Here is a 17,930-nt window from a genome sequence, read left to right as displayed (position 1 = left end):
CGCTCACAGGCGCTTGACGAAGACCCAGTAGCTGTCGCCGATCAACGCCTTCTTCATGTGCACCTTCACCTTGGTCGGCTTCATCTGATAGTTGAAGGTGTATTCGATCATCGTGTTCAGGTCCTTGGACCGGACTCCCTTGTCGAACACGCCCTTGAAGGCCGGCGTGTTGGTGCAGGGGGCGATCTCGGTGAAAAAATTCTTGCCGACGACGGCTTTCGGATCACGGCCGGTGATGGCGCCTTCGGCGGAATTGTACTGGAGGATACGGCCGGTGGCATCGAGCTGCACGGCGCCGAACGCCAGACGGTCGATCTCGGACGCGCTCATCCTGCCGAGCGTGTTTTCGATGTCGGAGGTGCCGAACTCGACGAGTTGCATGGTTCCGGTCATGGTGGGGAAGTCTCCGTATCCAGGACGACACGCGCCGCGCCGGGGGCGCAGCGGGTGAAAGACGATGCCATTCAGTGGCGATCGCTTATTAATGGAAGGTGAATTCGAAGAAGGTATTTCCGCCACCCAAGCCTCCCGGGTGGCGCCGTTATCAATAGAGGTAGTTATCGAAACCTTCGATGTCTAGAAGAACTCAAAATCATAGAAGGAAAATCATTGTGCTGTATGACGGCATATACGCTAGATTTTATGGAATATTCGGCCAACCCTGATTGACATTCGTGGTGTTTTCGGAAAGCACAGGAAGCGCGGTCCGAATTTCATTGCCCTCGGGCGCCTGCCCATCCGATCCGACGGCCCGATCCGCGGCTGTCCAGCCACCGGACACGGCGCAAATCCTGCCATCTGCGGGAGCGACTGCACATTTGGCGAGATGGGGCCGAAGGCGCCTGATCATGGTGTTCGCCGTCATCGCCTTCAGCCACATGGTCATTCAACGTCTTCGAACCGTCGGCAGCCACCGCCGTCAGGCAGCCACCGCCATCGGCCTGTTCGGGCTCGGCTCCGATACCGCACTCGCCGAAGTGGTCGGCATGCTGGTCGAAGTGCGCGTGATGCGGTCGATATTCCACATTATCAAGGCAGCCAAGCCGTAATATGAAGAGCGGCATGGAGCATAAACTTTACCCGCTCATGGGCATTTCACGCATAATCTGCCACAACTTCTCAAGACAAACCACAATGTAGCTAAACTACATTGATCTGATTTGAATTTACATTGCGGCCTCCGGGGAGGCTGAACGGAATGGCAGCAAGACATGCCCCTCGCTCCCGACGTTTCGTCTGATCCAGATCAAATCTGAGGGCAGGTGGTATGACCACTCTTGCGAGGCGTCCAGGGTGGATGTAGGTTTCCTACATACCGCATGAAACCGCAAGATCCGGGTGACCCGGGCCGGGAAACCGGCCGCATGGCGACACCCGGCGGGAGACGCCCGATCATGGCCACGCCCATCAAGACCCTGTCCGACCTGAACGCCCTGATCGCCCGGGTGAAGGCGGCGCAGGCGCGCTTCGCCGACTATCCGCAGGAGAAGGTCGACCTGATCTTCCGCAGCGCGGCGCTCGCCGCCGCCAACGCCCGCATTCCGCTCGCCAAGATGGCGGTCGCGGAAACCGGCATGGGCGTCATGGAAGACAAGGTCATCAAGAACCACTTCGCCGCCGAATACATCTACAACAAGTACAAGGACGAGAAGACCTGCGGCGTGCTGTCGGAAGACCATGACGCCGGCATCCTCACCATCGCCGAGCCGGTCGGGCTGATCTGCGGCATCGTCCCCACCACCAACCCGACCTCCACCGCCATCTTCAAGGCGCTGATCGCGCTGAAGACCCGCAACGGGCTGGTCATCTCCCCCCATCCCCGCGCCCGCAAGTCCACCTGCGAGGCCGCCCGCCTGGTGCTGGCCGCCGCGGTCGAGGCCGGTGCGCCCGACGACATCATCGGCTGGATCGACGAGCCCTCGCTGGAGCTGTCCAACGCCGTCATGCACCACCCTGACATCAACCTGATCCTCGCCACCGGCGGGCCGGGCATGGTCAAGGCCGCCTATTCGTCGGGCAAGCCGGCCATCGGCGTCGGCGCCGGCAACACCCCGGCGGTCATCGACGAGTTCGCCGACATCAAGCGCGCCGTCGCCTCCATCCTGATGTCCAAGACCTTCGACAACGGCGTGGTCTGCGCGTCCGAACAGTCGGCGGTGGTGGTCGATGCCGTCTATGACGCCGTGCGCGACCGCTTCGCCAATCACGGCGGCTACATCCTGTCGCCGCGCGAGGCGGATGCCGTGCGCAAGGTACTGTTGACCGACGGCCACCTGAACGCCGACATCGTCGGCCAGCCGGCCCACGCCATCGCCGCCATGGCCGGTCTCAACGTCCCGCTCGCCACCAAGGTGCTGATCGCCGAGGTCACCGATGTCGACGAGGCCGAACCCTTCGCCCACGAGAAGCTGTCGCCGACCCTGGCGCTGTATCGCGCGAAGGACTTCCTCGATGCCTGCGACAAGGCGGCCGCGCTGGTGGCGCTCGGCGGCATCGGCCACACCTCCGCCCTCTACACCGACCAGGACCAGCAGGGCGACCGCATCCGCCATTTCGGCGACAAGATGAAGACCGCCCGCATCCTGATCAACACGCCGTCCTCCCATGGCGGCATCGGCGACCTCTACAACTTCCGCCTCGCCCCCTCGCTGACGCTGGGCTGCGGATCGTGGGGCGGCAACTCGATCTCCGAAAATGTCGGGCCGCAGCACCTGATCAACAAGAAGACGGTGGCCAAAAGGGCCGAGAACATGCTGTGGCACAAGCTGCCCAAGTCGATCTACTTCCGCCGCGGCTGCCTGCCCTTCGCGCTGGAGGAACTGCGCGGCAAGAAGCGCTGCCTGATCGTCACCGACCGCTTCCTGTTCGAGAACGGCCATGTCAACGACAGCGTCCGCGTGCTGAAGTCGCTGGGGCTGGAGGTGGAGACCTTCTTCGAGGTCAGCGCCGACCCGACGCTGGCGGTGGTGCGCAAGGGGGTGGCGCTGGCCAACGCCTTCCAGCCCGACGTGATCCTGGCGCTGGGCGGCGGCTCGCCGATGGATGCCGCCAAGATCATCTGGGTGATGTACGAGGCGCCGGAGGTGGCGTTCGAGGATCTGGCGCTGCGCTTCATGGACATCCGCAAGCGCATCTACACCTTCCCCAAGCTGGGCGTGAAGGCGCAGCTGGTGGCGGTGCCGACCACGTCCGGCACCGGGTCGGAGGTGACGCCCTTCGCAGTGGTGACCGACGAGCGCACCGGCACGAAATACCCGATCGCCGACTATGAACTGACGCCGACGCTGGCGATCATCGACGCCAATCTCGTCATGGACATGCCGAAGGGCCTGACCGCGGCGGGCGGCATCGACGCGGTGACCCATGCGCTGGAGGCCTATGTCTCGGTGGTGGCGAGCGAGTATTCGGACGGCCAGGCCCTGCAGGCGCTGAAGCTGCTGAAGGAGCATCTGCCCTCGGCCTACCGCAACGGGGCGCAGGATCCGAAGGCGCGGGAGCTGGTGCACAACGCCGCGACGCTGGCCGGCATCGCCTTCGCCAACGCCTTCCTCGGGGTGTGCCATTCGATGGCGCACAAGCTGGGGGCGGAGTTCCATATTCCGCACGGCATCGCCAACGCCCTGCTGATCGCCAACGTGATCCGCTACAACGCGGCCGACATCCCGACCAAGCAGACGGCGTTCAGCCAATACGACCGGCCGAAGGGCGTGGCGCGCTATGCGCAGATCGCCCGGCACCTGGAACTGGGCGGCAGCCGCGACCATGAGCGGGTCGAAAAGCTGATCGGCTGGGTCGAGGAGATGAAGCGGGCACTGGACATCCCGGCCTCGATCCAGGCGGCGGGCGTGCCGGAGGCGGCGTTCCTCGCCAGGGTGGACGCGCTGGCCGAGGCCGCCTTCGACGACCAGTGCACCGGCGCCAACCCGCGCTATCCGCTGGTCGCCGAGATCAGGCAGCTCCTGCTCGACAGCTATTACGGCCGCGCCTATGTCGAACCGTCGGCCCAGGATGCCGTGCCGGTCGAGGCCAAGCCCTCCGCCAAATCATCGGACAAGTCGGCCGCCCGCAAGGATGCGGCGCTCGCCAAGTGACGAAACCCTCCATGCCGGGAGAAAAACCATGAGCAAAGCGATCATGTGGGCCGAGAGCGACGCCCGCGGCTTCGAAACCGAATGCCTGTTCAACGAGGACAGCCGCAGCTACGAGGTTCTGGTCAGTGCCAAGGGCCTCGGCATCGACCGGGCGGAGAGCTTCCCGGTGGTCGAGGACCCCGGGCTGGGCATGAGCCCCGCCGACCTGGACCGCTCGATCCGCATGGCCGACCGGCTGGTGTCGGAGATGGACCGGTCGCTGGGCGATTATTGAGCGATACCGTCACGCCGAACCGCCGCCCGCAGCGTCCCCATGCTGCGGGCGGTTCCGTCTGTTCTCATACCAGAGCCGAAAAGTTTCGACTTTTCGGCTCTGGTACGGCCGCGACGGCGGCCGCGCGGGCACATGCCCGCGAAGCCAAGGCCCGCGGAAGCGGGCCGCCCGGCGTCTGAGGGGCTGGAAAGTGCCGACCAGAGGTCGGAACTTTCCGGCATGGGTATCAATGCTTCACCCGCCGCAGGATCAGGGCCAGCGGCACCGCCGAGGCCGAGATCAGCATCAGCGCGAAGAACACGTCGATATAGGCCCAATAGGCGGTCTGGAGCTGCACCTGCTGGCCGATGAAGGCGATCGCCCGCTCCCGCGCCGCCGCCTCGCCGCCGACCGTCGAGAAATAGCCCGTCGCCTGTTCTAGCGTTCGCTGATAGGCCGGGTTCGACGGGACGACATGCTCGATCAGCCGGGTGTGATGGAACTGTTCGCGGAAGGCCAGCACGTTCTGGGCGATCGACACGCCGATCGACCCGCCGACATTGCGTGCGACGTTGATCAGGGCGGATGCCTGGTCGGTCTTGTCGCGCGGGATGCCGTCATAGGAGGCCGTGGTGATCGGGATGAAGATCAGCGGCAGGCCGATGCCGATGTAGATGCGCGACCAGGCGAAGAACCAGAAGGTGGACTCCGGGTTCAGCCGCGTCAGGTCCCACATCGCCAGCGCCACGATGGAGGCGCCGGTGGCGATCAGGTATTTCGGCTGGATCACGCCCGACAGCCGGCCGACCACCAGCATCATCACCATGGTCACCATGCCGCCCGGCGACAGGGCGAGGCCGGCCCAGGTGGCGGTGAAGCCGTAATATTGCTGCAGCAGCTCCGGCAGGAACTGGGTGGTCGCGATCAGGATGGCGCCGGTCGCCAGCATCACCAGGAAGCAGGAGCCGAACTGCCGCGTCGCCACCATCCGCAGGTCGAGGATCGGGTTCGCCCGCGTCATCTCCCACGGAATCATCAGGCAGAAGGCGGCGACGCAGATGATCATGAAGGTGATGATGAAGCCCGACGCGAACCAGTCGTCGGTCTGGCCGCGGTCCAGCACCACCTCGAGCGAGCCGAGGAAGGTCGCCACCAGCAGGAAGCCGATCCCGTCCATGCGGATGCCCCGGCGCTTCAGCTTCTCCCGCTCCTCGATGGCGGATTTCGGCTCCTGCACCAGGACGCTGACCAGCGCGAAGGCGATCAGCCCGACCGGACCGTTGATCAGGAAGCACCAGTGCCAGGACAGATTGTCCGACAGCCAGCCGCCCAGCGTCGGCCCGACCACCGGCGCCACCACCACGGCGATGCCGAAGATGGCGAAGGCCTGTCCGCGCTTGGCCGGCGGAAAGCTGTCGGCCAGGATCGACTGCGAGATCGGCACCATGCCGCCGCCGGCGAAGCCCTGGAGCACGCGGAAGAGCAGCAGCGATTCGAGGTTCCAGGCGAAGCCGCAGGCCAGCGAGCTGGCGGTGAACAGCCCCAGGCAGGCCAGATAGAAGCGCTTGCGGCCATAGCGCTTGGCGATGAAGCTGCTGGCCGTCAGCACGATGGCGTTCGCCACGAGATACGAGGTGACGACCCAGGACGCCTCGTCGGCGCTGACCGCCAGCGTGCCGGAGATGTAGCGCAAGGCGACGTTGGCGATGGTGGTGTCGAGCACCTCCATGAAGGTGGCGATCGAGACCACCACGGCGATCACCCACGGATTGCGGCCGCCGGCGGCACTCTGCGACGCGTCGAAGCGGCCGGCATCCGCGCCCTCCGCGGCGGCACTCATCGCACCGTCACCCGCGGCACCACCGACATGCCGGGACCGATGGACAGGCCGTCGGGCCATTGGTCGACGACGATCTTCACCGGAATGCGCTGCACCACCTTCACATAGTTGCCGGTGGCGTTCTCCGCCGGCAGCAGGGAAAAGGCGGTGCCGGATCCCGGCTGCACGCTGTCGACATGGCCGGTGATCTTGCGTCCGGGATAGGCGTCGATTTGGATGTCCACCGGCTGGCCCGGCCGCATGTCGGTGATCTGGGTCTCCTTGAAGTTGGCGGTGACCCAGATGTCGTCGGGCACGAAGATGGCAAGGCCCTGGCCGGCCTGGGCGAACTGGCCGACCGCCCCGCTGAGCTGAACCACGCGGCCCGGCTGCGCCGCGGTGATGGTGGTGTAGGACAGGTTCAACTGGGCCTGGGCCAGCTGCGCCTTGGCCCGCGCCAGATCGGCGACCGCGCTGGTCCGCTGGGCCTGGAGCGCCCCGACCTGCCGTTCGGCGGCGATCACCGCGGCGTTGGCGCTGGTCAGCTTGCCCTGCTGTTCCTGCAGGTTGGCGGTGGACTGCTGCGCCTGCTGCACCGTCCCGGCGCCGCGGCTCTGCAGGTCGCGGTAACGCGCCGCATCCTCCTTGGCGAAGCCGACGGCAGCCTCGGCCTGCGAGACCTCCGCCTTGGCCTGGTCGATCTGGGCGCGCTGGGCGTCGATCTGGGCGTCGTAGCCGGTGATCGCCGCCTGGGCGGAGTCGATCTGCGCCTGCGCCTGCTCCAGCGAAGTCTGGTAGTCACGGGGATCGATGCGGAACAGCAGGTCGCCGGCATTCACATGCCGGTTGTCGCCGACTGCAACCTCCGTCACATAGCCGGGCACCTTCGGCGCCACCGGGAACTGGCGGGTGTCGATGAAGGCGTCGTCGGTCGATTCATAGGGATGGATGTTGCGCTGCCAGTAGATGTAGCCGGCGACCGCCAGCAGGGCGACCACCGCCAGCCCGGCGAGGATCGCCAGCGGATGACGCCGGATGAAACCGGGCTTCTTGTCGTCCGCCTCCGCAGTCCGCCGCTCTTCGCGTTCGCTGCGGCCGGCCTGTGTGTCGGTATCCTGGCCGGTGAGATCGACGACGTCCCTGCGCTGCTGGCCGTCCGGCATGGTGTGACGCTCCTGACCGAAATGCCGGGCGATCAGCAAAGGCCCGGTCGTTGTCGCGCGGGAGCGGCCCCGCTCCCCAGCGCGAAACACCGCAAACCCCTGTTGCGTTGCACCGGAGCGGCAGAAAGCTGCCCCATGCGTCCGCAGAACAGCCATGCCACAGGTCGATGGAGGCTTGGCAGGCGCGGGAAACGATGGGGGACCAAAGAAACGGTTGCGCAGAATTCAATAGAAATTACTAATATATCTGTGTCCACCGAAATAATATTCGATCCGACAGATCCATATTCGGGACCGTGCGTAAAAGGATTATGCTCACTCACAAGTCACGGCAAACATGATTTCAATGGATCCGGCAGATTATTTCTTAATGAAAGATTCATCTCGTCGCCGGGCCGCCGGCCTCCACCCGACCTCGGAGTTTGGATCATGACGCTTGTGAACGAGACCATCACGGGCGGGACAGCTCCGCAGGCCGCCCCCGTCTTCATCCGCAAGGCTGCGGTCCCGCTCGACGACGAGGCGGCAAGGCTGGAGGCGCTGCGGCGCACCGGGCTGCTCGACAGCGTGCCCGAACCCGCCTTCGACGATCTGGTGTCCTGGGCCTGCGACCATTTCCGGGTCCCCATCGCGCTGGTGTCGCTGATGGACGCCGAACGCCAATGGTTCAAGGCGCACCGCGGCCTGCCGGTACAGGAAACCCCGCGCGACATCGCGTTCTGCCGCTTCACCATCCGCCAGAGCCTGCCGATGGTGGTGGAGGATGCCGCCAGCGACCCGCGCTTCCAGGACAATCCGCTGGTGCTCGGCGATCCCAACATCCGCTTCTATGCCGGGGCGCCGATCATCAACCGGCAGGGGCTGGCGCTTGGCTCGGTCTGCCTGATCGACACGGTGCCGCGCGGCTTCGGCACGGTCGACCGCATCGTGCTGGCCCAACTCACCGTCACGGCGCTTGTGGCGATCGAGCAGAGACAAAGATAGGGACTGCCGGTTGTTTCCATGCTGCGATGCACCATTCTCATTGGCTCTCGCGTGGAATTGCCGGCAGGATCGGCGCTGGAAATGCTTGAAGACGATCGTGCCTGGAACAGGATGAAGCCCTACATGACGCCTGCGTCGGCCCTGCCGCCGATCCCGGACCGCGAGGAAGACCGGCTCGCGGCGCTCCGGCGCTACGAGCTGCTCGACACCCCGGCGGAGCCCGCCTTCGACCAGATCACCCGCCTGGCCGCCAAGCTGCTGAAGGTTCCGGTCGCGCTGATCTCGCTGGTCGATCGCGACCGCCAGTGGTTCAAGTCGCGGATCGGGCTGCCGGTGCAGGAGACGCCGCGCGCGCATGCCTTCTGCGCCCACGCGCTGGAGTCCGACGCCATCCTGGTGGTCGGCGACGCCCGGCGGGACGAACGCTTCGCCGGCAACCCGCTGGTCACCGGCGATCCCAACATCCGCTTCTATGCCGGGGCGCCGCTGCGCACGGCCGACGGGCTGGCGCTCGGCACCATCTGCGTGATCGACGACCAGCCGCGCGCCGCCCTGACGCCGGAGGAGGAGGAGGCGCTGCGCGATCTGTCGGCGATGACGATGGCGCATATCGAGGCGCGGCGCGCCGTCGGTTACCTGCATCCGGTCACGTCGCTGTCGAACCGCTTCCGCTTCCTGGCCGATCTCGACGCCATGATCGCCAATCGGGAAGGCAATGCGGCGGCCGGGGATGATGCGCCGACGGTGGCGGTGGTGATCGACACCGCCGCATCCGAACAATATGCCCAGCTGACCCGGGTGCTGGGCCAGGTCTGCGCCGATGCGTTCGAGGTCGATTGCGCCCGCCGCCTCGCCGGCTGCCTGCCGGAGCGCGCGCGGCTCTACCACCTGTCGCCGGCCCGCTTCGCCTGCATCCTGTTCGGCCGGCCCGATCGCGAAGAGAGGGATGACGATCTGGAGGCCACGCTCGACCGCATCAGCGCGGCGATCCGCAGCCCGTTCCAGTATCAGGGCGTGCCGATCGCGTCCTCCACCGGCATCGGCTTCGTCCGCCTGCCCGACAGCGCCGCGGGAAGCGTCGAGCTGCTGCGCGCGGCCAGCAGCGCCGCCCACCAGTCGCTGGAGGAGCAGAAGCCCTGGTGCACCTATGACGAGGAGCAGGACCGCGCCGCCCACCGCGCCTTCCTGCTGCTGCGCAGTCTGACCGAGGCGATGGCCGCGCAGGACCAGCTGCACATCGCCTATCAGCCCAAGGTCGATCTGCGCACCGACCGCTGCATCGGAGCGGAAGCGCTTCTGCGCTGGACCCATCCGGAGCTGGGGCCGGTCTCGCCGGCGGAATTCGTGCCGCTGGCGGAGCGGACGGCCCTGGTGCGCCCCTTGACCGAATGGGTGATCGGGGCGGTGCTGCGGCAGGTGGCGCAGTGGCACCGGCAGGGAATCGCGCTGCCGGTGTCGATCAACATCTCGATGCTGGATCTGGGAACCGGCGATTTCGCCGACCGGGTGGAGTCCATGCTCGACCGCCATGGGGTGCGGGCGGACTGGATCGATTTCGAGGTGACCGAAAGCGCCCTGATGACCGACCGGGCGGAGGTCGACCGCCAGCTCCACCGGCTGCGCCGCCTGGGCATCGCCGTCGAGATCGACGATTTCGGCACCGGGCAGAGCGCCCTGTCCTACCTGAAGGACATCCCGGCGACGGCGGTCAAGATCGACCAGCGCTTCATCCGCTCGATCGCCACGGAGCGCAGCGACCAGATCATGGTCCGTTCGACCATCGACCTCGCCCATGACCTCGGCTACCTCGTCATCGCCGAGGGGGTGGAAACCCAGGAGGCCTATGACTGGCTGCGCCTGCATGGCTGCGACATCGGCCAGGGCTATCTGATGTCCCGGCCGTTGCCGCCCGCGGCCTTCGAGGCGTGGCTGGCGGCGGGCGCCTTCCGGCCCGCCGCCCTGCCGGCGTGAGTTACCTTGCCGCGCCGCAGCCGGCGATGGAGGCCCGTTCGACCTCCGCATAGAGGTCGAACGGGTTCAGCACCGGGGCGCCGAGATCGGCTTCGAAGCGCTGCTGGTTCGGGCTGGCGGTGAAGTCCTGCTGCGAATCGTCGCCCAGGTTGGACTGGAAGATGCCGGCGGCGCTGACCGGCAGGAAATCCTCGTAGACGACGGGATCGAAGCGGACGAGGCCGCTCTCGACCAGCGTTTCCAGATCCGTGCCCGGCGCCGGGGGAGTGCCGCGGCCGGCCTCGGTCAGGGAGTAGGCGAAGTAGCCCAGTCCCTGGCGGCGGATGTCGTCCCAACTGTCGGGGAAGGGGGCGAAGACCTCCTGGAGGGCCGCCATGTACTGCGCGGCGTTGGAGCCATCGGCGGCCGGGGCGACGAGGCGGCGGGAGTCCTGCAACAGCGTGTCGTAGAGCGCCCGCCCCTTCGGCGTCAGGGCGATGCCGCGCTGTTCGATCTCGCCGAAACGGGCGGTGTGGACGCCGGAGCGCCAGCCGCCGCCAGCGCCATCGACATCGCCGTCGCGGAAATCGACCGGCTCGCTCAGCGCCTTGAAGGAGGTCTGGCGCAGCAGGATCGGACAGCGGCGGGTCGGCGGGCCTTCGACCACCGCCTTGGGCGAAATGCCCTTTTCCGGCATCAGCCGCTGCACCGCGTCGATGTCGAGGGTGCGCGGCGTCAGGTGGTTGATGTGCGGCCCCTTGAAGGACACCACGTCGGCGATCAGCCGGTGGGCGTCGTGCAGACGGTGGTAAAGGTCCAGCGGCACGTTGGCCCGGCTGTGCCAGCGGAAGGTTTCCAGCGCCTCGGCGACGAAGTGCCCGGCATCCCCCTCATCCAGCCCGCCTTCGGCTTCGGCCTTCCCGATCAGGGCGAGGCAGCCGGGGGTGAAGATGCTGCGGGCGGCCAGCACCTGCTCCGCCTCCCGCCGCAAGGCGGCATCGGCGATCAGGTCGAGCCGCAGCAACGAGGTGAAGACCCGGAAGGGGTTGCGGCCCAGCGCCTCGTCCGTCACCGGCCGGAAGGCGGTGGAGTGGACGGGGACGCCGGCCTCCGACAGGTCGTAATAGCCGACCGGCTGCATGCCCATCACCGCGAACAGGCGGCGCATGGTCGACAGCTCATTCGCGGTGCCGAGGCGGATGGCGCCGTGGCGCTCCTCGGTGATGCGGTCGAGGCCGCCGGCGGATTCCAGGCGGCGGCGCTCCGCCGGGTCGGCCGCCAGCACCGCTTCGTTGACCTCCGATACCAGCTCCATGAGCGTCTGATAGGCCGGCACCTCCGTCCGATACATCTCCGACATGGCGGTGGAGAACAGGGTGCGGATCGCATCGGGGCTGATGACATCCGGGCTGGTGGCATCGGCACTGAGGATCGTCAGGACGCTCATTCCAAATCTCGCTCGCATTGGCTTGCCGGACCTGCACGGTCCCTTCCAAGCCTCAGCTATAGCAACGATCTCCGGCGCTGGATTGCGATTGTTTTTCCCGACTTCATGACGAAAGCTCATGACCCCGTCGACGAACGGGTGTCCGCCGTCTCCGCCAGGATCCAGTCGCGGAAGGCGGCGAGCGGCGGGTAGCCCGCCCGTTCCGCCGGCCAGACGAGATAATAGGCGTTCTCGCTCTCCATCGGCAGATCGAGCGCCGGCACCAGATCCCCCGAGCGCAATTCCTCCTCGATCAGGAACAGCGGCAGCAGGGCGACGCCCAGCCCGGCGGCGGCCGCCCGGGATGCCGTGGCGAACTGGTCGAACAGCATGCCGTGCACGCCGTCGGCGGGCGTGTCGTGCAGGGTCAGCCAGCGTTCCCACGCATCGGGACGGCTGGTCAGATGCAGCAGCGGGGCGAGGCGCAGGTCGGCGGGCCGCTGGAAATCGAAGCGGTCGCGCAAGTCGCGGCTGCAGGCCGGGATGACGGTTTCCCGGCGCAGCAGGGCCATCTCCCCGCCCGGCCAGTCCGGCCGGCCGAAATGGATCGCCGCGTCGACCGGGTCCAGCCGGAAATCGAAGGGCGCCGTGCGCGTCACCAGATTGATGGTGATGCCGGGATTGCCGGCCAGGAAACCGGGCAGCCGCGGCGCCAGCCAGCGGGCGCCGAAGGTCGGCAGCACGGCGATGCTGAGCGTGCCGCCGAAGGGATTGGCACGCAGGTTCAGCGACGCGGTGCTGATCCGGCGCAGGGCGTCGCGGACCTCGCGCACGTAATACTCCCCGCCCGCGGTCAGGCGGATGGTCTGGCGTTCGCGGTGGAACAGCTCGACCTCCAGCAGGTCCTCCAGCGCCTTGATCTGGCGGCTGACCGCGCTCTGGGTCAGCGACAGTTCCCTGGCCGCCGCGGTGATGCTGCCGGTACGCGCCGCCGCCTCGAACGCCGAGAGCAGGGCCAGGGAAGGCAGGAAGCGGCGCGGGCTCTGCATCTCATTCTCATGCGGAATGACTGGTTGAGCAAACATCACTTGGCCGAAGGGGGTAGGAAAGTCAATCATTCCAGGTGTTCGTGGGCTTGGCGGTCCCGTTTGCCCATGGGTGCGGCGGAGACGGTGTTTCCTGCTGGGAATGACGGGCACGCGAAAGCAAGAGCAACCGACGCGAAAAGGACCCTGGGGAATGCTGAACGATCCGCGCTCGCATGGGCTTTGGGAACGCAGCGCGCCGCCGGCACCGCCGACCGCCGCGCTGGCCGGCGCGGTCGGGGCCGACGTGGTGATCGTCGGCGCCGGCTATACCGGCCTGTCGGCGGCCCTGCATCTGGCCGAAAGCGGCGTCGACGCCGTGGTGGTCGAGGCGGTGGAGATCGGCTTCGGCGGGGCCGGGCGCAATGTCGGGCTGGTCAATGCCGGCATGTGGGTGATGCCGGACGAACTGGTCAGCACGCTGGGGCCGGTCTACGGCGAGCGGTTGATCGAGTTGCTGGGCAACGCGCCGCGCGCCGTCTTCGACCTGATCACCAAGCATGGCATCGCCTGCGAGGACGAGCGCAGCGGCACGCTCCATTGCGGCGTCGGCCCGGCGGGCCTGCGCGAACTGGAACAGCGGGCGGCGATCTGGCAGAAGCGCGGCGCGCCGGTAAGGCTGCTGGACGCAAGGGAAACCGCGGAGAAGGTCGGGACCCGGGCCTATACCGGCTCGCTGCTCGATCTCCGCGCCGGCACCATCCAGCCGCTGGCCTATGCCCGCGGGCTGGCAACGGCGGCGATCGCGGCGGGTGCCCGTATCTTCACCGGCAGCCCGGTACGGTCGGCGAGCCGGACCGGGGACAAGTGGGAGGTGAAGACGCCGGAGGGTTCGGTCACCGCCGACTGGGTGGTGGTCGCCACCGACGCCTACAGCATCGGCCCCTGGGTGCAGCTGCGCACCGAGCAGGTCCATCTACCCTACTTCAATCTGGCGACGGAGCCGCTGTCCGACGCCCTGCGCGAGGCCATCCTGCCGGAGCGTCAGGGGGTGTGGGACACCAAGTCGGTGCTGAGTTCCTACCGCTTCGACCGGCAGGGCCGGCTGGTGTTCGGCAGCGTCGGCGCGCTGCGCGGCACCGGCACCGCGGTGCACCGGGCCTGGGCGCAGCGGTCGCTCGCCGCGCTGTTCCCGCAGCTGGGCGCGGTGCGGTTCGAGGCGGAATGGTACGGCCAGATCGGCATGACCAAGGACAACCTGCCGCGCTTCCACCGGCTGGACCGCAACGTCGTCGGCTTCAGCGGCTACAACGGCCGCGGCATCGCCCCCGGCACCGTGCTCGGCCGCTGCCTGGCCGAGCACGTCACCGGCAAGCTGCCGGAGGCGGAGATGCCGCTTCCCGCCACCGCGCCGGAAACGGTGACCGGCCGGGCAGTGCGGGAGGCCGCCTATGAATACGGCGCGCAGGCGACCCACCTGGTGGGGGCGAGGCTGCCGGGGCGGATCTGATCACACACGCCACTGGTCGATCCAAGGCTGTCGCACGTCATTCCCTCTCCCGCCCCGGGAGAGGGAGGGGACCCGCGCCGTCAGGCGTGGGGAGGGTGAGGGGTGACCCAAGAAACCGGAAGCGCATGGTTCCTTGCACCACCCCTCACCCTTCCCATGCTGCGCATGGGCCCCTTCCCTCTCCCGGGACGGGAGAGGGTGATTATCGCCGAATGCGATAGATAATCGATCACACCAGCCCGACCGTATTTCCCTCTTAAAGACCCCAGGCGCCGCTTTCCGCCGGGTCGACGACCTGGATGTTGTTCTCCACCGACTTCACGCCGGGAACGCCTTCCGCCGCGACGCGCAGGGCGTCGCGCTGGGAGGCGCTGCTGACGAAGCCCCAGAGCTGGACGACGCCGTTGCGGACGACGATGGCGTCATGCGACCGCGAGTCCCAGGACAGCTCCTTGACCGCCGCGGCGACCCGGTCCTTCAGGGCGCGGTCGTCCGGGGCGGCAGCCGGAGTTTCCGGCGAGACGCTGGCCAGCGCGCGCAGCAGGTTGGCCCGGCTGATGATGCCGACCAGCGCACCGTGGCTCACCACCGGCACGCGCTTGATCCGGCGGGTCTCCATCAGGCGCACGACATCTTCCGGCGAGGCGTTCCCGTCCACCGTGGCGACATGGCCGGTCATCACGTCGGCGACCTTGCGGGCATGGGACTTGACGAAGTCCTCCGCCGGCAGGGTGCCGCCGGACAGCAGGCCGAGCCACCAGGAGCGGTGACGCTCGGTTCCCAGCTCCACCCGGCGCAGCAGATCGCCTTCGCTGATGATCCCCACCACCTTGCCGGCGGCATCGACCACCGGCATGCCGCTGATGTTGTGCTCCAGCATCGTCCGCGCCGCATCGGCGACGGTTGCGTCCGGGCCGATGGTGATGACCCGCGGCGTCATCAGATCGATAGCCTTCATCGTTCCTCTCCCCTTGCAGTCGTTGGCCTTGATGTCGTTCGACCAAGGAAACCTAAGAGGTCGGAAGTCGAGGACAATTGATCTGGAGCAATTCTGCGACAGGCTTTCCGTATGATGGAAAATATGGAAGGTACACCCACAATTTCAGGGTGACGGCCGACGGTTCGGTATTTTCGATCGGAGATGAGGGAGCCAAACACTCTGCGGAACTTCTTCCCATCCTCCAGGATTCATGAAATTCCTTTCATCTTCGCCAGGGATGGGCTGATGCCGCCTCATTCCCCGACCTCCGCCACCTGGGTGGTGGTGCGCTCCTCGGGCGGCGCCGGATAACGGTAGAAGGAATGGCCGCCGATGGACGTGGTCAGCAGCCGTGCCTCCGCCCAGTCCGGCTTCTGGCGGCGGAGCGCCGCCTGGGTCGGCGGGCTGTAGAACAGCGAGGCGCGCGCGGTCGGATCGGGCAGATCGTCGTCGTTCAGATTCCAGGCCAGTCCCCGCGCGATGCGCAGCGCCTCCTGGTCGGCGGCGAGGCGGGGCTTCGGCCAGGACGGCATGCCGCCCGCCCGGATCACCGTGGCCTGCCGGCGGATCGCCGCCAGGATGCGCCGCGCCTCGACGCGCGGGTCGGCCGCCAGCTTGGCCTGTTCGGCCGCCGTCTGCTTCGGCTTGGTTCCGGGCTTCACCACTTTGCCCTTCTGCCGGTTCTTGGGCTCGACGGGCTCCGCCGCGAAAGGTTCGAACTGGCCGGCGGCGACGACGACGCGGCAGGGCAGCGACGGCTGGTCCGCCGAAGCGGCACGGTTGGCGACCACCCACATCACGGCCGCCATGGCGTCCGCTCCCTCCCCGCGCGCCTCGGCCCAGCCGGCCAACGCCAGGCAACGGCGCTCCCGTTCGGCCTGCCAGGGGGTCAGCATGTAGACCGACGTGCCGATCATCACCGGCTGCTTCTCGCCGCTCCGTTTCGGCAGTCCTCCCTTCCCATCGCCGACGAACCGCGCGCATGCCGTATCGCCCGGCCGGCAGACCGCGTCGCCGGCATCGATGACCTGAGCGCCCGCGGCGGCGGGCAGAACGGAGATCGCGAGCGTCACGACAGGAAGAAGGTTGCGCATCACGGTCTCTCCTGAATTGGAAGGGACTACCTTCTACAGGAGCGCGGACGGCAAGTTCCCTTTCCCGTCCACTTCTCAGACAGCTTAAGCCTGGGGGCGGAGGATGTACGCCCTTCGGGTTCCGAAGGACGGTGCCGGACAGCAGAACGGGCTGGAAGCCGTCGGAACCCTCCGGCTTCCAGCCCGTATGATGGTCGAACTGCCCGTTGAATCGAGACTTGGCAGCAGAGAGGCGAACGGCCTCAGCCCTTCCGCCGGCTGCCGTCCGGCTTGCCGCCGTCGCCGGTCCACTCGTCGGTCAGATACTCCTGGGAGCGGCTGATCTCCTCGACCTCGGCACGGGAGGGCGGTTTCGGCACCTGGGCCTGACCGGAACGGCGGTCTTCCATCGGGTGGCCTTGCGTCGGGCCATCCTTGGATTCGGGAGTGGGGGACATGGGGGCTTCATCCTCGTCAGCCGGAAACACTCCCAGCAAACAAGGGCGAGACCGCAACGTCACGCCCGCCGGCGTTGCGGCTCGTGGACGAGGTCGATCCAGGCCGCATACATCTCCCTGGCATTGCGCGGCTTGGCATCGGCCTTGAGCCGGTCATAGGCCTCCTGCGCTGCCTCGGCGGTCGGGAAGGCGCCCTGGCCGACGCCCCAGGCCACGGCTTCCGCCGGGCCGTAGAAGGTCAGCACGCCGTCGGACGTTCCGGTCGCGGCGGCGTCCGCGGTCGCTTCCCAGCTGGAGCCGCCACGCCTGGCGGCCGGCGCGCCTACCGACATGGTTGTGGCCGGCACGGTTGCGGCCGGCCCGGCTGCACCGGCCGTGGGCCGGATGCCGCCGTCATGGCCGTAGATCGCCGCCTCGATGCGCTCCGGCACGCCCTTCCAATGGCCCTCGTCGTCCCAGACGATCATGCCGGACGGTCCTTCGCGCGACCATTCGACCAGCACGCCCCGGCGGCCATCCTCGCGCACGATGCGCAGGGCGGCGTTGAGCGAGCGGTAGAGCCGCTCGCGCTCGGTTTCCGGCAGGGTTTCGCGGATCTGGGCCTTGCCGTTGAGCTGCGCATCCTCGAGATGCCAGATCCACAGGACGTGGCTGCCATGCGCGGTCACCGCGTCCTGCAGCAGGCGCATCTTCTCGGCCTTGTCGACCCAGGCCTGGTTCTTGTTCCTGTTGCGGTCGGCCGCGTTGTCGAGCATGGCGCGGGCGATCGACACGCCGATCAGCGAGGTCACGCTGTCGATGGCGATGGTCCGGATGTCCGATCCCGGCATATGCGCATCCAGCAGATCCTGGATGCGCTCGACGGACCGGTGGTCGGCGGCCTCCTCGCTCAGCTCATACAGCTCGCCGCCCTTCAGCTCATGCCGGCGCCCGTCGGCGTCGATCATCAGCGTCGGCTGCTGCATGGCGAGGATGAAGGTCGATTTGCCGTCGCCGTAATACCCCTTCAACGCCCAACGGCGGGGAGGCAACGCCGTTTGGCTGACACGCTTGAACGCCATGGAAGATCCTCGGAACGGTGGACCGGCCGGCTCACCCGAACAGGCCGGCACGGCATGCTTGCTTGGATCATAGCAAGATGTTCCGGTTTTGTACTGGATCTTTTATATGGCGAAGCTCACGCTATACTTGAGTCCCAT

The 17,930-nt window shown here is 67.2% G+C and carries 15 protein-coding genes; 6 read left to right on the top strand and 9 right to left on the bottom strand.

Annotated elements, in window-relative coordinates:
• Nucleotides 1-3: 3 nt before the first annotated feature.
• Complete coding sequence (gene pyp / locus JHL17_RS05705) at nt 4-393, bottom strand: photoactive yellow protein (RefSeq protein WP_247893342.1); 390 nt, start codon at nt 391-393, stop codon at nt 4-6.
• Nucleotides 394-848: 455 nt separating this feature from the next.
• Between pyp and JHL17_RS05700 the strand changes: the two genes are divergently transcribed.
• From JHL17_RS05700 to JHL17_RS05690, 3 genes are all read left to right on the top strand, one after another.
• A complete protein-coding gene (locus JHL17_RS05700; protein WP_200191092.1) occupies nt 849-1,049 on the top strand; it encodes a hypothetical protein in 201 nt (66 codons plus the stop codon).
• Nucleotides 1,050-1,319: 270 nt separating this feature from the next.
• A complete protein-coding gene (gene adhE / locus JHL17_RS05695) occupies nt 1,320-4,091 on the top strand; it encodes a bifunctional acetaldehyde-CoA/alcohol dehydrogenase (RefSeq protein WP_425599584.1) in 2,772 nt (923 codons plus the stop codon).
• Between the two features lie 28 nt (nt 4,092-4,119).
• Nucleotides 4,120-4,365 (top strand): hypothetical protein, encoded by a 246-nt coding sequence (locus JHL17_RS05690; protein ID WP_200191090.1) that lies wholly within the window; start codon nt 4,120-4,122, stop codon nt 4,363-4,365.
• Nucleotides 4,366-4,591: 226 nt separating this feature from the next.
• Here the strand turns inward: JHL17_RS05690 and JHL17_RS05685 are convergent, their stop codons facing one another.
• Nucleotides 4,592-6,184 (bottom strand): DHA2 family efflux MFS transporter permease subunit, encoded by a 1,593-nt coding sequence (locus JHL17_RS05685; protein WP_200191089.1) that lies wholly within the window; start codon nt 6,182-6,184, stop codon nt 4,592-4,594.
• A complete protein-coding gene (locus tag JHL17_RS05680) occupies nt 6,181-7,326 on the bottom strand; it encodes an HlyD family secretion protein (RefSeq protein ID WP_200191088.1) in 1,146 nt (381 codons plus the stop codon). Before JHL17_RS05680 ends, JHL17_RS05685 begins: the two co-directional genes overlap by 4 nt.
• A gap of 429 nt (nt 7,327-7,755) precedes the next feature.
• Between JHL17_RS05680 and JHL17_RS05675 the strand changes: the two genes are divergently transcribed.
• Nucleotides 7,756-8,310 (top strand): GAF domain-containing protein, encoded by a 555-nt coding sequence (locus tag JHL17_RS05675; RefSeq protein WP_200191087.1) that lies wholly within the window; start codon nt 7,756-7,758, stop codon nt 8,308-8,310.
• An 81-nt stretch (nt 8,311-8,391) separates the two neighbouring features.
• A complete protein-coding gene (locus JHL17_RS05670) occupies nt 8,392-10,281 on the top strand; it encodes a putative bifunctional diguanylate cyclase/phosphodiesterase (RefSeq protein WP_247893340.1) in 1,890 nt (629 codons plus the stop codon).
• A 1-nt stretch (nt 10,282) separates the two neighbouring features.
• Here JHL17_RS05670 and hglS read toward each other — a convergent pair whose 3' ends face one another.
• Both hglS and JHL17_RS05660 read right to left on the bottom strand, forming a co-directional pair.
• On the bottom strand, nt 10,283-11,707 hold the full coding sequence (gene hglS / locus JHL17_RS05665; RefSeq protein WP_200191086.1) for a 2-oxoadipate dioxygenase/decarboxylase HglS: 1,425 nt from the start codon (nt 11,705-11,707) through the stop codon (nt 10,283-10,285).
• 116 nt (nt 11,708-11,823) lie between these two features.
• Nucleotides 11,824-12,735, bottom strand: coding sequence for a LysR family transcriptional regulator (locus tag JHL17_RS05660; protein WP_200191085.1), 912 nt, complete (start codon nt 12,733-12,735; stop codon nt 11,824-11,826).
• 190 nt (nt 12,736-12,925) lie between these two features.
• On the opposite strand from JHL17_RS05660, the gene JHL17_RS05655 reads away from it, so the two are divergent.
• The gene (locus tag JHL17_RS05655; protein ID WP_200191084.1) at nt 12,926-14,221 is read left to right on the top strand and encodes an NAD(P)/FAD-dependent oxidoreductase; all 1,296 of its coding nucleotides are present in this window, start codon (nt 12,926-12,928) and stop codon (nt 14,219-14,221) included.
• A 256-nt stretch (nt 14,222-14,477) separates the two neighbouring features.
• Here JHL17_RS05655 and JHL17_RS05650 read toward each other — a convergent pair whose 3' ends face one another.
• The 4 genes from JHL17_RS05650 to JHL17_RS05635 all read right to left on the bottom strand — a co-directional run bounded on the left by JHL17_RS05650 (nt 14,478) and on the right by JHL17_RS05635 (nt 17,792).
• The gene (locus JHL17_RS05650; protein WP_200191083.1) at nt 14,478-15,179 is read right to left on the bottom strand and encodes a CBS domain-containing protein; all 702 of its coding nucleotides are present in this window, start codon (nt 15,177-15,179) and stop codon (nt 14,478-14,480) included.
• A gap of 275 nt (nt 15,180-15,454) precedes the next feature.
• The gene (locus tag JHL17_RS05645; protein ID WP_200191082.1) at nt 15,455-16,294 is read right to left on the bottom strand and encodes a cell wall hydrolase; all 840 of its coding nucleotides are present in this window, start codon (nt 16,292-16,294) and stop codon (nt 15,455-15,457) included.
• A 242-nt stretch (nt 16,295-16,536) separates the two neighbouring features.
• Nucleotides 16,537-16,731, bottom strand: coding sequence for a hypothetical protein (locus JHL17_RS05640; protein ID WP_200191081.1), 195 nt, complete (start codon nt 16,729-16,731; stop codon nt 16,537-16,539).
• Nucleotides 16,732-16,790: 59 nt separating this feature from the next.
• A complete protein-coding gene (locus JHL17_RS05635) occupies nt 16,791-17,792 on the bottom strand; it encodes an AAA family ATPase (RefSeq protein WP_200191080.1) in 1,002 nt (333 codons plus the stop codon).
• Between the last annotated feature and the right edge of the window lie 138 nt (nt 17,793-17,930).

It is taken from the genome of Azospirillum endophyticum, assembly GCF_016595245.1.
In the GTDB taxonomy this organism is placed as follows: domain Bacteria; phylum Pseudomonadota; class Alphaproteobacteria; order Azospirillales; family Azospirillaceae; genus Azospirillum; species Azospirillum endophyticum.
This window is presented reverse-complemented; position numbering and strand designations above follow the sequence as displayed.

Excerpts from the sequence above, each read along its gene's own strand:
- pyp (WP_247893342.1), bottom strand. The coding sequence starts at position 393 with ATGACCGGAACCATGCAACTCGTCGAGTTCGGCACCTCCGACATCGAA.
- JHL17_RS05700 (WP_200191092.1), top strand. The coding sequence starts at position 849 with ATGGTGTTCGCCGTCATCGCCTTCAGCCACATGGTCATTCAACGTCTT.
- adhE (WP_425599584.1), top strand. The coding sequence starts at position 1,320 with ATGAAACCGCAAGATCCGGGTGACCCGGGCCGGGAAACCGGCCGCATG.
- JHL17_RS05690 (WP_200191090.1), top strand. The coding sequence starts at position 4,120 with ATGAGCAAAGCGATCATGTGGGCCGAGAGCGACGCCCGCGGCTTCGAA.
- JHL17_RS05685 (WP_200191089.1), bottom strand. The coding sequence starts at position 6,184 with ATGAGTGCCGCCGCGGAGGGCGCGGATGCCGGCCGCTTCGACGCGTCG.
- JHL17_RS05680 (WP_200191088.1), bottom strand. The coding sequence starts at position 7,326 with ATGCCGGACGGCCAGCAGCGCAGGGACGTCGTCGATCTCACCGGCCAG.
- JHL17_RS05675 (WP_200191087.1), top strand. The coding sequence starts at position 7,756 with ATGACGCTTGTGAACGAGACCATCACGGGCGGGACAGCTCCGCAGGCC.
- JHL17_RS05670 (WP_247893340.1), top strand. The coding sequence starts at position 8,392 with ATGCTTGAAGACGATCGTGCCTGGAACAGGATGAAGCCCTACATGACG.
- hglS (WP_200191086.1), bottom strand. The coding sequence starts at position 11,707 with ATGAGCGTCCTGACGATCCTCAGTGCCGATGCCACCAGCCCGGATGTC.
- JHL17_RS05660 (WP_200191085.1), bottom strand. The coding sequence starts at position 12,735 with ATGCAGAGCCCGCGCCGCTTCCTGCCTTCCCTGGCCCTGCTCTCGGCG.
- JHL17_RS05655 (WP_200191084.1), top strand. The coding sequence starts at position 12,926 with ATGCTGAACGATCCGCGCTCGCATGGGCTTTGGGAACGCAGCGCGCCG.
- JHL17_RS05650 (WP_200191083.1), bottom strand. The coding sequence starts at position 15,179 with ATGAAGGCTATCGATCTGATGACGCCGCGGGTCATCACCATCGGCCCG.
- JHL17_RS05645 (WP_200191082.1), bottom strand. The coding sequence starts at position 16,294 with ATGCGCAACCTTCTTCCTGTCGTGACGCTCGCGATCTCCGTTCTGCCC.
- JHL17_RS05640 (WP_200191081.1), bottom strand. The coding sequence starts at position 16,731 with ATGTCCCCCACTCCCGAATCCAAGGATGGCCCGACGCAAGGCCACCCG.
- JHL17_RS05635 (WP_200191080.1), bottom strand. The coding sequence starts at position 17,792 with ATGGCGTTCAAGCGTGTCAGCCAAACGGCGTTGCCTCCCCGCCGTTGG.